General features: G+C 66.7%; 15 protein-coding genes. 7 read left to right on the forward strand and 8 right to left on the reverse strand.

The genetic code is table 11. The features are described 5' to 3' along the window. The coding region (locus DKG74_RS00005; RefSeq protein ID WP_165837450.1) for an alcohol dehydrogenase catalytic domain-containing protein at positions 1–192 on the reverse strand (192 nt) is incomplete at its 3' end. A gap of 195 nt (positions 193–387) precedes the next feature. Here DKG74_RS00005 and DKG74_RS00010 point away from each other — a divergent pair. Further along, positions 388–1,761, forward strand: a complete 1,374-nt coding sequence (locus tag DKG74_RS00010; protein WP_109901363.1) for a class II 3-deoxy-7-phosphoheptulonate synthase — start codon at positions 388–390, stop codon at positions 1,759–1,761. A 42-nt stretch (positions 1,762–1,803) separates the two neighbouring features. Beyond that, entirely contained in the window at positions 1,804–2,451 is a 648-nt protein-coding gene (upp, locus tag DKG74_RS00015) for a uracil phosphoribosyltransferase (RefSeq protein WP_109901365.1), read from the forward strand. 106 nt (positions 2,452–2,557) lie between these two features. Here upp and DKG74_RS00020 read toward each other — a convergent pair whose 3' ends face one another. Both DKG74_RS00020 and DKG74_RS00025 read right to left on the reverse strand, forming a co-directional pair. Next, positions 2,558–3,103: an MOSC domain-containing protein gene (locus tag DKG74_RS00020; protein WP_109901367.1), complete on the reverse strand. Its 546-nt coding sequence runs from the start codon at positions 3,101–3,103 to the stop codon at positions 2,558–2,560. Between the two features lie 101 nt (positions 3,104–3,204). Further along, complete coding sequence (locus DKG74_RS00025; protein WP_109901369.1) at positions 3,205–3,456, reverse strand: hypothetical protein; 252 nt, start codon at positions 3,454–3,456, stop codon at positions 3,205–3,207. A 243-nt stretch (positions 3,457–3,699) separates the two neighbouring features. Here DKG74_RS00025 and DKG74_RS00030 point away from each other — a divergent pair, with 243 nt between their 5' ends. The 4 genes from DKG74_RS00030 (at position 3,700) to ade (ending at position 7,546) form a co-directional block, all read left to right on the forward strand. Continuing rightward, positions 3,700–4,233: a sigma-70 family RNA polymerase sigma factor gene (locus DKG74_RS00030; RefSeq protein ID WP_109901371.1), complete on the forward strand. Its 534-nt coding sequence runs from the start codon at positions 3,700–3,702 to the stop codon at positions 4,231–4,233. Continuing rightward, positions 4,217–4,996 (forward strand): anti-sigma factor family protein, encoded by a 780-nt coding sequence (locus DKG74_RS00035; RefSeq protein WP_109901373.1) that lies wholly within the window; start codon positions 4,217–4,219, stop codon positions 4,994–4,996. The genes DKG74_RS00030 and DKG74_RS00035 overlap by 17 nt, the downstream gene beginning before the upstream one ends. Before the next feature lie 22 nt (positions 4,997–5,018). After that, on the forward strand, positions 5,019–5,732 hold the full coding sequence (locus tag DKG74_RS00040; RefSeq protein WP_109901375.1) for a Bax inhibitor-1/YccA family protein: 714 nt from the start codon (positions 5,019–5,021) through the stop codon (positions 5,730–5,732). A 101-nt stretch (positions 5,733–5,833) separates the two neighbouring features. Continuing rightward, positions 5,834–7,546 (forward strand): adenine deaminase, encoded by a 1,713-nt coding sequence (gene ade / locus DKG74_RS00045; RefSeq protein ID WP_109901377.1) that lies wholly within the window; start codon positions 5,834–5,836, stop codon positions 7,544–7,546. Here ade and guaD read toward each other — a convergent pair. From guaD to DKG74_RS00070, 5 genes are all read right to left on the reverse strand, one after another. Next, a complete protein-coding gene (gene guaD, locus DKG74_RS00050; RefSeq protein WP_109901379.1) occupies positions 7,533–8,834 on the reverse strand; it encodes a guanine deaminase in 1,302 nt (433 codons plus the stop codon). The genes ade and guaD overlap by 14 nt on opposite strands. A gap of 77 nt (positions 8,835–8,911) precedes the next feature. Continuing rightward, entirely contained in the window at positions 8,912–9,997 is a 1,086-nt protein-coding gene (locus DKG74_RS00055; protein ID WP_109901381.1) for a BMP family ABC transporter substrate-binding protein, read from the reverse strand. A 62-nt stretch (positions 9,998–10,059) separates the two neighbouring features. Continuing rightward, complete coding sequence (locus tag DKG74_RS00060; protein WP_109901383.1) at positions 10,060–10,989, reverse strand: ABC transporter permease; 930 nt, start codon at positions 10,987–10,989, stop codon at positions 10,060–10,062. A 3-nt stretch (positions 10,990–10,992) separates the two neighbouring features. After that, the gene (locus tag DKG74_RS00065) at positions 10,993–12,069 is read right to left on the reverse strand and encodes an ABC transporter permease (protein WP_109901385.1); all 1,077 of its coding nucleotides are present in this window, start codon (positions 12,067–12,069) and stop codon (positions 10,993–10,995) included. Between the two features lies 1 nt (position 12,070). Further along, positions 12,071–13,627, reverse strand: coding sequence for an ABC transporter ATP-binding protein (locus DKG74_RS00070; RefSeq protein ID WP_109901387.1), 1,557 nt, complete (start codon positions 13,625–13,627; stop codon positions 12,071–12,073). Between the two features lie 215 nt (positions 13,628–13,842). Between DKG74_RS00070 and DKG74_RS00075 the strand changes: the two genes are divergently transcribed. Next, positions 13,843–15,207 carry an aminotransferase family protein gene (locus DKG74_RS00075; RefSeq protein ID WP_109901389.1) on the forward strand — a complete coding sequence of 455 codons (1,365 nt, stop codon included), beginning with the start codon at positions 13,843–13,845 and terminating at the stop codon, positions 15,205–15,207. The last annotated feature ends 1 nt before the right edge of the window (position 15,208 follow it).

Consider the following 15,208-nt stretch of genomic DNA (forward strand, 5'->3'; position numbering starts at 1 on the left):
GCCCTCATGGCCGAGGATGGTCGGGAACAGGCCTTCCGGGTCGGCGCCCGACAGCGTGTAGGCATCGGTATGGCAGACCCCGGTCGCCTTGATCTCGACCAGCACCTCGCCGGCCTGCGGCCCCTCGAGCTGCACGGTCACGATTTCCAGCGGTTTGCCGGCCTCGAAGGCGACGGCGGCGCGCACGTCCATCACGGATTCTCCCTGTCTCATGGCGGCGGGCAGTGTTCCAGAGCGGCGGCAGGGTGGCAACCGTGCCGTCCGCGCATGGCTCCCTGCGCGAGGCGGGACGGTCGCGTTGTCGCGCGGCGTCCGTTCCGCTGGCGTTCTCCCGCCAAACTCCCTATATGTGTCGTCCCTATTGAAGCCAAGACCCGGAACATAACGATGGGTAAGCCCTGGAGCCTAGACAGCTGGCGCAACCTGCCGATCAAGCAGGTGCCCGAGTATCCCGATGCCGCGCAGATCGCGGCGGTCGAGGAGAAGCTCCGTTCTTATCCGCCGCTGGTGTTCGCGGGCGAGGCGCGGAATCTGAAGAAGGCACTGGGTGAAGTGGCCGAGGGGCGGGCTTTCCTGCTCCAGGGCGGCGACTGCGCCGAGAGCTTCGCCGAGTTCCACCCGAACAATATCCGCGACATGTTCCGCGTCATCCTGCAGATGGCCGTGGTGCTGACCTATGCCGCGTCCTGCCCGGTGGTCAAGGTTGGCCGCATCGCCGGCCAGTTCGCCAAGCCGCGTTCGGCCCCGACCGAGGAAATCGGCGGCGTCTCGCTGCCGTCCTACCGGGGCGACAACATCAACGGCCCGGAATTCACCTCCGAGGCGCGGGTGCCCGATCCCAACCGCCTGCTGCAGGCCTATGGCCAGTCGGCGGCGACGCTGAACCTGATCCGCGCCTTCGCCCAGGGTGGCTATGCCGAACTCGGGCAGGTGAACCGCTGGAATATGGGCTTTGTCTCCGGCCCGGCCATGGAGCGGTACCGCGACATCGCCCAGCGGATCGAGGAATCGCTGAACTTCATGCGCGCCTGTGGCGTGACCGGCGAGACCACGCCGGCCCTGCGCCAGACCGATTTCTACACCAGCCACGAGGCGCTGCTGCTCGGTTACGAGCAGGCGATGACCCGCGAGGATTCGACCCAGGGCGGCTGGTACGACACCTCGGCCCACATGCTGTGGATCGGCGAGCGCACCCGCAATCTCGATGGCGCCCATGTCGAATTCATGCGCGGCATCAAGAACCCGATCGGTTGCAAGGTCGGCCCGGGCATGGAGCCGGACGAGCTGATCCGCCTGATCGACGCCCTCAACCCGAACAACGAGGCCGGCCGCCTGACCCTGATCACCCGCATGGGCCATGATCAGGTCGAGCGCAAGCTGCCGGCTCTCGCCCGCGCGGTGAAGCGGGAAGGGCGCAAGGTCGTCTGGTCCTGCGATCCGATGCATGGCAACACGATCAAGTCGGCGTCGGGCCTGAAGACCCGGCCGTTCGACCGCATCCTGACCGAGACGCGGGGCTTCTTCGCCGTCCATCAGTCGGAAGGCACCTATGCCGGCGGCATCCATCTCGAGATGACCGGGCAGAATGTCACCGAATGCATCGGCGGCGCGGTCGACATCGTCGACGAGCAGCTGGGCGACCGCTACATCACCCACTGCGACCCGCGTCTCAACGCCTCGCAGGCGCTCGAACTCGCCTTCCTGCTGGCCGAAGGGATCAAGCAGGAGCGGACGGGCACCGCGCTGGCCGCGGCCTCGTGACGGTGCTGTAATAGGCGCCTGAACCCGAGTCCGAGGGACGTCATGACTGTATACGCCGGCGACCCGGGGGTGATCCTCGTCGATCATCCCCTGGTCCAGCACAAGCTGACCATCATGCGGAAGAAGGAAACCTCCACGCTGGGGTTCCGCCGTCTGCTGGGCGAGATCGCCATGCTGCTCGCCTATGAGGTGCTGCGCGACGTGCCGACCGAGCTGGTCGAGATCGAGACGCCGATCAAGACCTGCATGATGCCGCAGCTCGCCGGCAAGAAGCTCTGCCTCGTCTCGGTGCTGCGCGCCGGTGACGGGCTTCTGTCGGGGATGCTCGACATCCTGCCGGCGGCCCGGGTCGGCCATGTCGGTCTCTACCGCGATCCGGCCACCCTGCAGGCGGTCGAATATTTCCTGAAGCTGCCGCGCGATATCGACGAGCGCATGGCGATCGTGCTCGATCCCATGCTGGCGACCGGGAATTCCGCCGTCGCCGCCGTCAACAAGGTGAAACAGGCCGGCTGCAGCTCGATCAAATTCGTCTCCCTGCTCTCGGCGCCGGAAGGCATCGCCACCCTGCGCAAGGCCCACCCGGACGTGACGGTCTATACCGCCGCCGTCGACGAATGCCTGAACGATCACGGCTATATCGTCCCCGGCCTTGGCGACGCCGGCGACCGCCTGTTCGGCACCAAGTAATCGCACCGCCGTTCCGCCCCCCTCCGGAACGGTCACCGCTTAATCCGGGGACACTATACTTATTTAAACGCAATTGAGTATAGTGTCCCCGGATTGAAGGGCGCGGTCAGACGGGCAGCAGCGGCGTGTGGGGAAAGTCGGGCAGGGTGACGGCGATGGTATCGCCGGGGTGGACTGGGCCGTCGGTGAGCACGATGGCCATGACGCCGGCCTTGCGCACGAGGTTGCCGGCGGCGTCGCGGTCGAGCACGGCGCGGGTCAGGCCCGGCTGGAAGCCGTCGATCTGGACGCAAGGGTTGCGCAGGCCCGTCAGTTCGATCTCCACCGCCGGGCCGAGGCGAAGCCTTGTGCCGCGCGGCAGGGCGAGCAGGTCGAGGCCCCGCGTCGTGACATTCTCGCCCAGTTCCGCCGGGCGGACGGCGAAGCCGGCCCGTGCGAGTTCGTCGAAGAGTTCGGCATGGATGAGGTGGAGCTGACGCAGGTTGGGCTGCATCCGGTCGCGGGCGACGCGCGAGCGGTGCTGGACGTTGACCCCGGCATGGGCATCGCCGATGACGCCGAAACCGGCCATCAGGTCGATGCGGGGCAGGGGCTGTTTGTGGAAGCCGTGGCGCGGACTGGCCGCGACCGCGACGACGACGGGACCGGACATGCGACACTCCCCTGATCGGCGGGCCGCACTATGGGCCAGCCGAGGGGGAGGTGCAAGGTCGCGCCCGAAGCGGCGCGGGACACCCGATCGGGCGTGCCCGATCAGGCGTGCAGGTCGTCGACCGACCAGAGGTTCAGCGGGCCCTGATGGGCATTGAGCGTGCCCTTCTGGCGCATGGCGGCGACGGCATGGGCGACCAGGTCGCGGGCCTGGGCCTCGGTCTCCTGCGCCATCATCAGGCGCTTTACCGCGGCGTCGATCACGGCGGGGCGATTGGGAATTTCGCCCAGCGCCTGGACTTTCAGAATGGCGGCCTGGATGGCTTTTTCGGCATCGGCGAGGGTCGTGGTCATCGGACTATCCTTTCCTTGCATCCGTCGATAAGGCGTGGTGCCGCTTGGTTCTGCTTTCCTTCCGGGGCGAGCTGCCCAAATTCGACTCTGATCCCCGAATGTGGTGGAACCATGACGGCGCCTGGACACCATTAATGCCGCACCACCGCAAGGATTCCTTGCGCTGCATCATTCCCCGCGCGCGAGGGCGATTTGTCGCATTTTTGCAGGGAAGAAAACAGGGAACCGCAACGTATACCCGACATGACGCAGGACACGATCAGAGCGCGGGTGATCGGGGAACTCGGCCCCATGCGCCGCTATGCCCTGGCCCTGACGCGGGACGCGGCGGCCGCCGACGATCTCGTGCAGGACGCCCTGCTGCGTGCCTTCGAGCGCCGGGCGAGCTTTCGCCCGGATGGGCCGTTGCGCAGCTGGCTGCTGTCGATCCTGCACAATTGCTTCATCGACGGGCGCCGCCGCGATGACGCGAGAGGCCGGCGCGACGCCGCCTTCGTTTCCGACGAGCACAGCGCCCCGGCGCAGGAACACGCGGTCCGCCTCGGTCAGGTGGCCGAAGCCTTCCTCGGCCTGCCGGCGGAGCAGCGCGCGGCGCTGCATCTCGTCGCGGTCGAGGGCATGTCCTATGCCGAGGCGGCGGCCGTGCTCGACATTCCGGCGGGCACGGTGATGTCGCGGATCAGCCGGGCGCGCGCGGCGCTGCGCGCGATGGAAGAGGGGCAGGGCCGCCCGCCCGGCCTTCGTCTGGTGGGAGGGGCAGATGACAACGCCGATTGATCCGATCACCGCCTTCGATCTCGACGCCTTCGTCGACGACCAGTTGCCGCCCGCAAGGCGGATCGAGGTCGCGAGCCATCTCGCCGCCGATCCCGCCGCCGCCGCCCGGGTGATGGCGGATATCGCGCGGCGCGATGCCCTGTGTCTCGCCTTTCCGCTGCCCGAACACCCGGATCCCGGCCTGGTCGAGGCCGCCGGCCGCCTGGCGGAAGGGCTGGTACCGCGCCGCCCGATCGGCATGTTGCGCCGGATCGCCGCCGTGCTGGCCATCGGCTTCGTCGGTTGGGCCGCCCATGGCGTGCTCGGGCCGCTGATGATTTCCGACAGTATCGCTTCGGCCCGGCCGCCGGATTTCGTCGAGGACGCGCGGCGCGCGCATCAGGCGGCCCTGGCCCGGTCGAGGGTACATGACGGCTCGATCGAGGCTTTCGACGCCGATGAAATCCGCGCGGCGACGGCGATCACCCTGCCCGTGCTGCCAGCCGGCTGGCGTGCCGTCGACCTGCAGATCTTCCCCTCGACCTATGGGCCCAGCGTCGAGATGACGCTGGAGACGGAGCGCCTCGGCCCGCTGTCGCTCTTCGCGGTGCGGCCGGGCGATTTCGCCGTGACCCCGGTTTCCGTCGCGCCCGTATCCAGTGCCGACGGGGATGCCGCCGCCGTCTACTGGCAGATGGGCGAGGTCGCCTATGCCCTGACCGGCGGTGCCGACGGCAAGGCCCTGGCCGCAGCCGCCACCGAAATTTCCAACAGCCTCTACTGACGACCGATCCGGAGGGAATGACATGAACAACCCGAATTATGCCTGGCAGGCCGGCGCCGCGACGCGCGGTGCCCTGTTCGACGAGGGCCTGCGCCGCCACATGCTGCGCATCTACAACTACATGGGCCTCGGCCTCGTGCTCACCGGCCTCGTCGCCTTCATCGTGGGCACGACGCCGGCGCTGTTCGTGCCGATCTTCGGCACGCCGTTGAAGTGGGTCGTCATGCTGGCGCCGCTCGCCTTCGTGTTCTTCTTCTCGTTCCGTATCGAGAAGATGTCGGCCGGCACGGCGCAGGGCATGTTCTGGCTGTTCTGCGCGGTCATGGGCCTGTCGATGGCCTCGATCTTCCTGGTCTTCACCGGGACCAGCATCGCGCGCACCTTCTTCATCGCCGCCGCCATGTTCGGCGCCACCAGCCTTTATGGCTACACGACGAAGCAGGACCTGTCGAAATTCGGCTCGTTCCTGATCATGGGCCTGATCGGCGTCATGATCGCCTCGATCGTGAACATCTTCCTCGGCTCGAGCGCGTTGCAGTTCATCGTCTCGGTCGCCGGCATTCTCGTCTTCGTCGGCCTGACCGCCTGGGATACCCAGTCGATCAAGGAGCAGTATGCCTCCAATTACGACGCGGAATCGCAGCAGAAGATGGCGGTGTTCGGCGCCCTGTCGCTCTACCTCAACTTCATCAACATCTTCCAGCTGCTGCTGAACCTGACCGGCGAGCGGGAATAATCGCCTCAGGCGCTTGAAAATGGCGGGGAGCCTTGCGCTCCCCGCTTCGCATTCGGTCCCTGGCTGCTTACATTTGTTCCCGTAGCAGGGAAGGCGTAGCCATGGCGAAATACGACACGAGTTTCCTCGAGCGCATGATTGATCAGGCCCTCGGCCGGATGGAGGCGGATGTCGTCATCCGCAACACGCGCTTCCTCAACGTCTTCACCGCCGAGATCGCCGAGGGCGATATCGCCATCTGCGGCGACCGTATCGTCGGCACCTACGAAGGCTATCGCGGCAGGATCGAGATCGACGGGCGCGGCCTGACGGCGGTGCCCGGGTTCATCGACACCCATGTCCATGTCGAATCCTGCCTGATCGCGCCTGGGGAATTCGACCGCTGCGTGCTGCCGCGCGGCACGACGACGGCGATCTGCGATCCGCATGAAATCTGCAACGTGATGGGCACAGCCGGCCTCGACTATTTCCTCGGGGCGGCGGCGGGCACGGTGATGGATCTGCGGGTCCAGCTGTCGTCCTGCGTGCCGGCGACCCATCTTGAGACCTCGGGCGCGACGCTGACCGCCGACGATCTGGTGAAATACAAGGGCCACAAGCATTCGATCGGCCTTGCCGAATTCATGAATGTGCCGGGCGTCCTCTACAAGGACCCGGACGTCCTCGCCAAGCTCGCGGCTTTCGAGGGCTGCCATATCGACGGTCATTCGCCGCTGCTCTCGGGCCGGGACCTGAACGCCTATCTTTCCTGCGGCATCCGCAACTGCCACGAGACGACGAGCCTGGCCGAGGCGCGGGAGAAATTGCGCAAGGGGATGCAGGTGCTGATCCGCGAGGGCACCGTGTGCAAGGACGTGGACACGCTCTCGCCGCTCATCACCGCCGACACTTCGTCCTTCCTCGCCTTCTGCACCGACGACCGCAACCCGCTCGACATCCACGAGGAAGGCCATGTCGACTATCTGATCCGGCGCGCGATCAGGGCGGGGGTGCCGGTCGCCCATGCCTATCGCGCCGCCTCCTGGTCGGCGGCACAGGGCTTTGGCCTGCGCGATCGGGGCGTGATCGCGCCCGGGCGCCGGGCCGACATCGTGCTGCTGAACGATCTCGACAGCTGCGATGTGAACGGCGTGATCTCGGCCGGCCGCATCGTGACCCCGGGCCTGTTCGACAGCCGTGTGCTGCCGGCGCCCATCGGGCTCGATTCCATGAAGCTGGCCCCGGTCGAGGCGGCGGATTTCGTCGTGCGGGCGTCGTCGCCCACGGGCGCGGTGATCGGCATCGAGGCGGGTTCGGTCGTCACATCGCATCTCACCATGACGCTGCCCTATAAGGACGGCATCCGGCTGCCGCAGCCGGAAAATGACGTGTTGAAGGTCTGCGTCGTCGCCCGCCACGGCAAGAACCGCAACATCGGCCGCGGCTTCGTGAAGGGCTTCGGCCTTGCCCGGGGCGCGCTCGCCTCCTCGGTCGGACACGACAGCCATAATGTCTGTGTCGTCGGTCAGGACGATGGCGAGATGGCCATCGCCGTCAACCGCCTGATCGAGATCGGCGGCGGCTTCGTCGCCGTGGTCGATGGCAGGGTGGTGGGCGAACTCGCGCTGCCCATGGCCGGCCTCATCTCGCTGAAACCCTTCGAGGGGGTGCGCAGCGACCTCGTCGCCCTGCGCAAGGTGATCCGCGAATTGGGCTGCCCGCTGCCCGAGCCTTTCCTGCAGCTCGCCTTCCTGCCGCTGCCGGTGATCCCCCATCTGAAGATCACCGACAAGGGCGTCGTGGACGTCGACAAATTCGAGCTTATCGCGGCCTGACCGCCCGTTCGCCGGCGACATAGGTGACGGCGACCGAGCGGTCGTCGCCCATGATCATCAGGACGAAGAGTTCCTGCTCGATATCGTCCTCGACCGCGGTCATGCGATGGGCCATGGCCGGCGTCGCCCGCGCGTCGAGGATGACGACATCCGCTTCCGAGCCGACATCGAGCGTGCCGATCTCGTGGGTGAGGCCCAGCACCTCGGCATTGCCGCGCGTCATCATGTGAAAGGCGTCGAGCGGACGCAGGGTCTGGCGGCGCAATTGCAGCACCTTGTAGGCCTCCCCCGCCGTCGCCAGCATGGAATAGGATGTGCCGCCGCCGACATCGGTGGCAAGGCCGATGCGCACGCCCCCCGCCGCCAGCCGGTCCCGGTCGAACAGGCCCGAGCCGAGGAAGGTGTTGGAGGTCGGGCAGAACACGGCGATCGAGCCGCTGTCCGCCAGCATGGCGACTTCGCTGTCGTCGAGATGGATGCTGTGACCGAAGAGGGAGCGCGGCCCCATCACGCCGAAGTGGCGATAGACGTCGGCGTAATTCCTGGCCCAGGGGTAAAGCTCGCGGACGAAGGCGATTTCCTTGTCGTTTTCCGACAGATGGGTCTGGAGATAGACGCCCTCGTGCTCCTGCATGAGGGCGGCGCAGGCTTCCATCTGCTCGTCGGTCGAGGTGATGGCGAAGCGCGGGGTGACGGCATAGAGCTGGCGCCCGTTGCCGTGCCAGCGGGTGATCAGATCTTTCACGGAATCATACGAGCCCTTGGCCGTGTCGGTCAGCCAGGTGGGAGCATTGCGATCCATCATCGACTTGCCGGCGATCATGCGGGTATGGGCGGCCGCGCTCGCCTCGAAGAAGGCATCGGCGGCGGCGGCATGGACGGTGCCATAGACGACGGCGGTGGTCGTGCCATTGGCCAGCAATTCGTCGATGAAGAACCGCGCCATGGCCGAGGCGACGGCGGGATCGGCGAGGCGGGATTCCTCGGGGAACGTATAGCGCTCCAGCCAGTCCATCAGCTGGGTGCCGAAGGCGGCGATGACGCGGCTTTGCGGGTAGTGGATATGCAGGTCGATGAAGCCGGGCAGGATCAGCTTGCCCGAATGGTCGTCGAGCGGCATGGCGCCGAGCGTGGGCAGGAGGTCGGCGGCCGGGCCACGCCGGGTGATCCTGCCGCCTTCCATCACCAGGATGCCGTCGTCGACAAGGCGCAGGGCAGCCGCTCCGGCGGCAGCGGGATCGGCCGTGAAGTCGAGCAGGCGGCCGCGAAGGGCGCGGGGTGCGGTCATGATCGCATCTTCAGGTCGGGACTCGGCAATCCGCCCCGCCTCTCCCTCAAGGAAGTGGCGGGGCGGGAGACGCCGTTTTACGCCGAAACGCCTTCGACGTACCAGTTCATGCCGAGCAGATCGCCGTCGGCCAGCTTGGCGCCGTCGGCGACCTTCACTTCACCCTTCTGGTCCTTGATCGGGCCGGTGAAGGGATGGATCGAGCCGTCGATGATGCCGGCCTTGATCGCGTCGGCCGAAGCACGCAGCTCGGCCGGCACGGCATCGCCGTAAGGGGCGAGGGACAGGAAGCCTTCCTTGAGGCCGTGCCAGGTGTCGGAGGTCTTCCAGGTGCCGTCGAGGGCCGCCTGGGCGCGCTCGATGTAATAGGGGCCCCATTCGTCGACGATGGCGGTCAGCTGGGCCTTGGGCGCGAAGGACTTCATGTCCGAGGCCTGACCGACGCCGAGCACGCCGCGCTGTTCGGCGATCTGCAGCGGCGCCGGGCTGTCGGTGTGCTGCGTGATGATGTCGACGCCCTGGTCGATCAGGGCCTTGGCGGCGTCGCCTTCCTTGCCCGGGTCATACCAGGAATTGATCCAGACCACCTTCACTTCCGCGTCCGGGCGTACCTTGCGCGCCCAGATGGCGGTCGCGTTGATGCCCATGACGACTTCGGGGATCGGCACCGAGGCGATATAGCCGATCTTGCCGGTCTTGGTCAGGCTGCCGGCCAGATGGCCGACGACCGCCCGGCCCTCGTAGAAGCGGGAGTTGTAGACGGCGACGTTCGGCGCGGTCTTGAAGCCCGTCGCATGTTCGAAGAAGACCTTGGGGAAGGCCTTGGCCACCTTCAGCGTCGGCTCCATGTAGCCGAAGGAGGTGGTGAAGATCAGCTTGTTGCCGTCGGTCGCCAGCTTGCGGATGACGCGCTCGGCGTCCGGGCCTTCGGCGACATTCTCGACATAGGTGGTCTTCACCAGGTCGCCGAACTTGGCCTCGACCGCCTTGCGGCCGAGATCGTGGCCATGGGTCCAGCCGAAATCGCCGACCGGGCCGACATAGATGAAGCCGATCTTCAGCGGATCGGCGGCGCTGGCGCGGTGCAGGGCGCCGCTGGCCAGGGTCAGGCCGGCGGCGGCGCCGCCGACGATGAAGGTACGTCGGTCAATGGGTCTGATCATCTGAAGGCTCCGGTGGAAAACAACGGGATGGGGTGAGAGGGGGTGAAGGAAGAGGCGAGGGATCAGCTTGCCGGACGGAAGGGTTTGCCGAGGCAGGCCGGTGCATCCAGCCTGCCCCGCCAGGGGCCGGCCGAAATCACGGTGAGCACGATGATGGTGGCGAGATAGGGCAGCATGTTCATGACCTGCGCCGGGATGCCGATGCCGCCCGCGCCCTGCAGATAGAGCTGCAGGATGGTGACGCCGCCGAAGATATAGGCGCCGCCCAGCACGCGCCACGGCCGCCAGGAGGCAAAGGCGACGAGGGCAAGGGCGATCCAGCCGCGCCCCGCCGTCATCCCCTCGACCCACATCGGCGTGTAGGACAGCGAGAGATAGGCGCCGGCGATGCCGCTGCACAATCCGCCGAACATGACGGCGAGATAGCGCACCTTGATCACGTCATAGCCGATCGAATGGGCCGAGAGGTCGGATTCGCCGACGGCCCGCAGGATCAGCCCCGCGCGCGACGATTTCAGGAACCAGGCGACGAGGACGGTGATCGCGACCGAGGCATAAACCAGGATGTCATGACCGAAGAGCAGGGGCCCGAGCACCGGAATATCCGACAGCCCGGGGATATGCAGCACCGCCAGCTTCTCGACCGGGGTGCCGATATAGCTGCTGCCGATCAGCGAGGACACGCCGATGCCGAAGATGGTCAGGGCAAGCCCGGTCGCCACCTGATTGGCCATCAGGGTCAGGGTCAGCAGGCCGAAGACGAGGGAGAGCGCGATGCCGGCGAAGGCCGCCGCGATGATGCCGAGGATGGCGCTGCCGGTGCCGACGGTGACGGCGAAGGCGATCACCGCGCCGACCAGCATCATGCCCTCGACCCCGAGGTTGAGCACGCCGGATTTTTCCGTGACCAGTTCACCGATCGCCGCCAGCAGCAGCGGCGTCGCCGCGGCGATGACGGTCAGCAGCATGGGCAGAAGGGTGTCGATATTCATGGCTCAGACTCCCTCGGCCAGCGGCTTCACGCGCCGTACCCGGTAACGCACCAGGAAATCCGACGCCAGCAGGAAAAACAGCAACATGCCCTGGAACACGCCGGTCACCGCCTGCGGCAGGCTCAGGTTGATCTGGGCGTTCTCGCCGCCCATGTAGGACAGCGCCATCAGCAGGCCCGAGGCGATGATGCCGAGGGGATGCAGCCGGCCGAGGAAGGCGACGATGATCGCCGTGAAGCCGTAACCGGGCGAGATATTGGGCACGAGCTGGCCGATCGGCCCCGCGACCTCGAAGGTGCCGGCGAGGCCGGCGAGGGCGCCGGTCAGCATCAGGCAGAACCAGGTGAGGCGGGTGCGGTCGAAACCGGCATAGCGCGCGGCGGCGGGGGCGGAGCCGAGGGTTCTGATCTGGAAGCCGATGATCGAGCGGGTGAGCAGCACCCAGCCGGCGACGGCGGCGAGCAGGGCGACGACGAAACCGATGTGCAGCCGGGTCTCTTCCCAGATGATGGGCAGGGTCGCGCTGTCGCTGAACATGCGCGACTGCGGGAAGTTGAAGCCCATCGGGTCCTTCAGCGGGCCGAACACGAGCACGGCGAGGAACAGCGTGGCGACATAGGTCAGCATCAGGCTGGTCAGGATTTCGTTGACGTTGAACTTCGTCTTCAGGAAGGCCGGGATCGCGGCATAGGCCGCGCCGCCCGCCATGCCGGCGAGCGCCATCAGCGGCAGGATGTAGAGGCCCTGTTCCTCCCAGAAGGCGAGGGCGACGGCGCCGCCGCAGACCGCGCCGAGGGTCAGCTGGCCTTCGGCACCGATGTTCCAGATGTTGGCGCGGTAACCAAGGGCGAGGCCGATGGCGATCATGATCAGCGGCGCCGCCTTCACCCCGAGTTCCGAGAGACCGTATTTGGTCTCGAGCGGCGAGATGAAGAAGACATAGAGCGCCTCGAAGGGATCGGCGCCCAGCATCATGAACAGGAAGAAGCCGGCGACCACCGTGGCGGCCACGGCGATGAAAGGCGTCATATAGAGCATACGCGTCGAGATTTGCCGGCGCGCTTCGATCTTCAGGGCCATGTTACGCGGCTCCCTTTTCCGGCGTCCCGTGGATGCCGCCCATCAGAAGGCCGATTTCCTCGACCGATACGGTCGCGGCCGGCATGGCTTCGGAGACCTGCCCCGCGTTGATGACCGCGATCCGGTCCGACAGGGTCAGCAATTCGTCGAGATCCTGCGAGATGACGAGGATGGCGCTGCCCGTCGCCGCGAGATCGACCAGCGCCTGCTGGATGGTCGCGGCGGCGGCGGCGTCGACACCCCAGGTCGGCTGGGCGACGACGAGGATTTCCGGCTTCTGCAGGATTTCCCGGCCGACGATGAATTTCTGCAGGTTGCCGCCCGACAGGCTGCCGGCGGCGGTCTCGGTGCCCGGCGTGCGCACGTCGAAACGCTTGATCACCTCGGCGGCGAAACTCCGCGATTTCGCGGTATCGAGGAAACCGCCCTTCATGAAGCCCATGCGCTTGTGGGCGGAGAGCATGGCATTGTCGGTCAGCGACATGTCCGGCACGGCACCATGGCCGTTCCGCTCCTCCGGCACGGTACAGAGGCCGAGCTTGCGGCGCGCGGCCGGGCCGAGGCGGCCGACCGGCTTGCCGTCCATGACGACGGCGCCCGCCGTCGCCGCCTTGCGCTCCCCGGCGATGGCGGCGAGAAGGTCGCCCTGACCGTTGCCGGCGACCCCGGCGATGCCCAGGATCTCGCCGCCGCGCAGGGACAGGTTGATGCTCTTCAGCGGCACGCCATGGGCCATTTCCGGCGCCATGGACAGGGCCTTCAGCTCCATGCGCACGGGGCCGGCGTCCTTGCCGCCCTCGCGCCGGGCGACGCTGCGGAATTCCGCGCCGATCATCAGCTGCGCCATGGAACGCGCCGTTTCTTCCCGCGGATTGCAGGCGGCGACCACCTTGCCGCCGCGCAGGATCGTCGCCCCGTCGCAGAGTTCCTTGATCTCGTTCAGCTTGTGGCTGATGTAGAGGATGGAGCAGCCTTCCGACTTCAGCTTGCGCAGGGTCTCGAACAGCTTGCCCACTTCCTGCGGCGTCAGTACCGAGGTCGGCTCGTCCATGACGAGGAGGCGCGGCGACTGCAGGAGGCAGCGCACGATCTCGATCCGCTGGCGCTCGCCGACCGACAGCGTGTGCACCTCGCGCGCCGGGTCGAGCGGCAGGCCATAGGATTCGGAAACTTGGCGGATGCGCTTCGCCAGGGCGACCCGGTCCTTGCCCGGATCGTCCATGCCGAGGGCGACGTTCTCGAGCACGGTCATCGCCTCGAACAGCGAGAAATGCTGGAACACCATGCCGATGCCCAGCGCCCGTGCGGCATGGGGGCTGGGGATGTCAACCTCCCGCCCGTCCCACAGGATCGAGCCGGAATCGGGCTTGAGGATGCCGTAGATCTGCTTGACCAGTGTGCTCTTGCCGGCGCCGTTCTCGCCCAGCAGCGCGTGGATTTCGCCCGGTGCGACCTTGAATCCGACATCGCTGTTGGCGATGACGCCGGGGAATGCCTTGGTGATCCCGCTCAGTTCCAGACGCGGATGCTCCTTCACGGCCTTGTCCGATGGCTCCATGCCCAACCCCAATCCCCGCAATACCCTGTAACGCCAGTGCAGCATATGGCGCTGCGTCATGACAACCATTGGCCACGGCTATAATGTTTTTCGGGTTTTCGAGACAATCAACGAAGTTGATCGGCGCGAGGGGAGGGGGCGGGGCTTCCGCATCCCTTGAAAGCGGCGCTTCGGGCGCGCACTCTGGCGGCCCGACCAGAGGTGCGCGTTCCAAAATGACTCAAGCCGGCAGCAACCGTCGTCCGTCCAACCTCTTCTATCAGAGCGGCACGCGCCGCCCGCCGGTCGATCGGGCCGAGGGCATCTATATCTGGGACCAATACGGCGGCCGCCGCATCGACGGCTCATCGGGCGCGATGGTGGTCAACATCGGCCATTCCAATCCTTATGTCCTCGACGCCATGAAGCGGCAGATGGACAAGGCGACCTTCGCCTATCGCCTGCATTACGAGAATGACCCGGCCGAGGATCTGGCGACCAAACTGTGCGAGAAGGCGGGTGCCGGCTTCGAGCGGGTGTTCTTCGTCTCCGGCGGGTCGGAGGCGACGGAATCCTGCCTGAAGCTCGCCCGGCAATATGCGCTGGCGACCGGGCAGGCCTCGCGCTTCAAGGTGATTTCGCGCTTTCCGTCGTATCATGGCTGCACGCTGGGCGCCCTCGCCATTACCGGCTATGCCGCGCTGGCGGCGCCCTTCGCGCCCATGATGCACGAGATGCCGAAGATCCCGGCGCCCACCGCCTATCTCGACCGTGACAGCCTGACCATGGAGGAGCGCGGCATCCGCTATGCCGACATGCTGGAGGCGGAAATCCGGGCGCAGGGGCCGGACACCGTGCTCGCCTTCATCATGGAGCCGGTCGGCGGCGCCTCGACGGGCGCCCTGGTCGCGCCCGACAGCTATTACCCGCGGGTGCGCGAAATCTGCAGCAAATACGGCGTCATCCTGATCCATGACGAGGTGATGAGCGGCGCGGGGCGCACCGGCAGGTTCCTGGGTGGCGATCACTGGCCGGGCGGGCGGCCCGATCTGATCGCGCTCTCGAAAGGCATCGGCTCCGGCTATTGCCCGCTCGGCGCCATGCTCGCGCCCGACTGGATGGTGCAACCCGTCCTCGACAAGGGCGGCTTCCTGCATGGCTTCACCTATGCCGGCAATCCGCTCGCCTCCGCCGCCGGCCTCGCCGTGCTCGAAGTGATGGAGAAGGAAGACCTGATCGGCAATGCCGCCCGCATGGGCGAGGTGATCCGCGACCGGCTGGAAGGTCTGAAGACCCGCTTCCCCTTCATCGGCGACGTGCGCGGCAAGGGCCTGCTGCTGGCGGCCGAGCTGGTCGCCGATCCCGAGACGATGCAACCCCTGCCGGCGCATCTCAATGCCTATCAGCGCATCGTCGACATCGCCTATGACAAGGGCCTGATCATCTATTCGCGGCGGACGCGCGGCGGCAACGAGGGCGATCACTTCCTGGTCTGCCCGCCGATGATCATCACGCCGGCGCAGGTCGACGAGGTGATGGCGATCATCGAGGACAGTCTCGATGTCCTCGCCCGTGAACTCGACCTGCCGCGGGGGGCGTGAT

This window comes from Zavarzinia aquatilis (assembly GCF_003173035.1).
Taxonomy (GTDB): Bacteria; Pseudomonadota; Alphaproteobacteria; order Zavarziniales; family Zavarziniaceae; genus Zavarzinia; species Zavarzinia aquatilis.

What these genes read in the sequence shown, in the direction of transcription:
- DKG74_RS00055 (WP_109901381.1), bottom strand. Translation starts at nt 9,997, where the DNA reads ATGATCAGACCCATTGACCGACGTACCTTCATCGTCGGCGGCGCCGCC.
- DKG74_RS00070 (WP_109901387.1), bottom strand. Translation starts at nt 13,627, where the DNA reads ATGGAGCCATCGGACAAGGCCGTGAAGGAGCATCCGCGTCTGGAACTG.
- DKG74_RS00040 (WP_109901375.1), top strand. Translation starts at nt 5,019, where the DNA reads ATGAACAACCCGAATTATGCCTGGCAGGCCGGCGCCGCGACGCGCGGT.
- DKG74_RS00030 (WP_109901371.1), top strand. Translation starts at nt 3,700, where the DNA reads ATGACGCAGGACACGATCAGAGCGCGGGTGATCGGGGAACTCGGCCCC.
- DKG74_RS00010 (WP_109901363.1), top strand. Translation starts at nt 388, where the DNA reads ATGGGTAAGCCCTGGAGCCTAGACAGCTGGCGCAACCTGCCGATCAAG.
- ade (WP_109901377.1), top strand. Translation starts at nt 5,834, where the DNA reads ATGGCGAAATACGACACGAGTTTCCTCGAGCGCATGATTGATCAGGCC.
- DKG74_RS00020 (WP_109901367.1), bottom strand. Translation starts at nt 3,103, where the DNA reads ATGTCCGGTCCCGTCGTCGTCGCGGTCGCGGCCAGTCCGCGCCACGGC.
- DKG74_RS00035 (WP_109901373.1), top strand. Translation starts at nt 4,217, where the DNA reads ATGACAACGCCGATTGATCCGATCACCGCCTTCGATCTCGACGCCTTC.
- DKG74_RS00065 (WP_109901385.1), bottom strand. Translation starts at nt 12,069, where the DNA reads ATGGCCCTGAAGATCGAAGCGCGCCGGCAAATCTCGACGCGTATGCTC.
- upp (WP_109901365.1), top strand. Translation starts at nt 1,804, where the DNA reads ATGACTGTATACGCCGGCGACCCGGGGGTGATCCTCGTCGATCATCCC.
- DKG74_RS00025 (WP_109901369.1), bottom strand. Translation starts at nt 3,456, where the DNA reads ATGACCACGACCCTCGCCGATGCCGAAAAAGCCATCCAGGCCGCCATT.
- DKG74_RS00060 (WP_109901383.1), bottom strand. Translation starts at nt 10,989, where the DNA reads ATGAATATCGACACCCTTCTGCCCATGCTGCTGACCGTCATCGCCGCG.
- guaD (WP_109901379.1), bottom strand. Translation starts at nt 8,834, where the DNA reads ATGACCGCACCCCGCGCCCTTCGCGGCCGCCTGCTCGACTTCACGGCC.
- DKG74_RS00075 (WP_109901389.1), top strand. Translation starts at nt 13,843, where the DNA reads ATGACTCAAGCCGGCAGCAACCGTCGTCCGTCCAACCTCTTCTATCAG.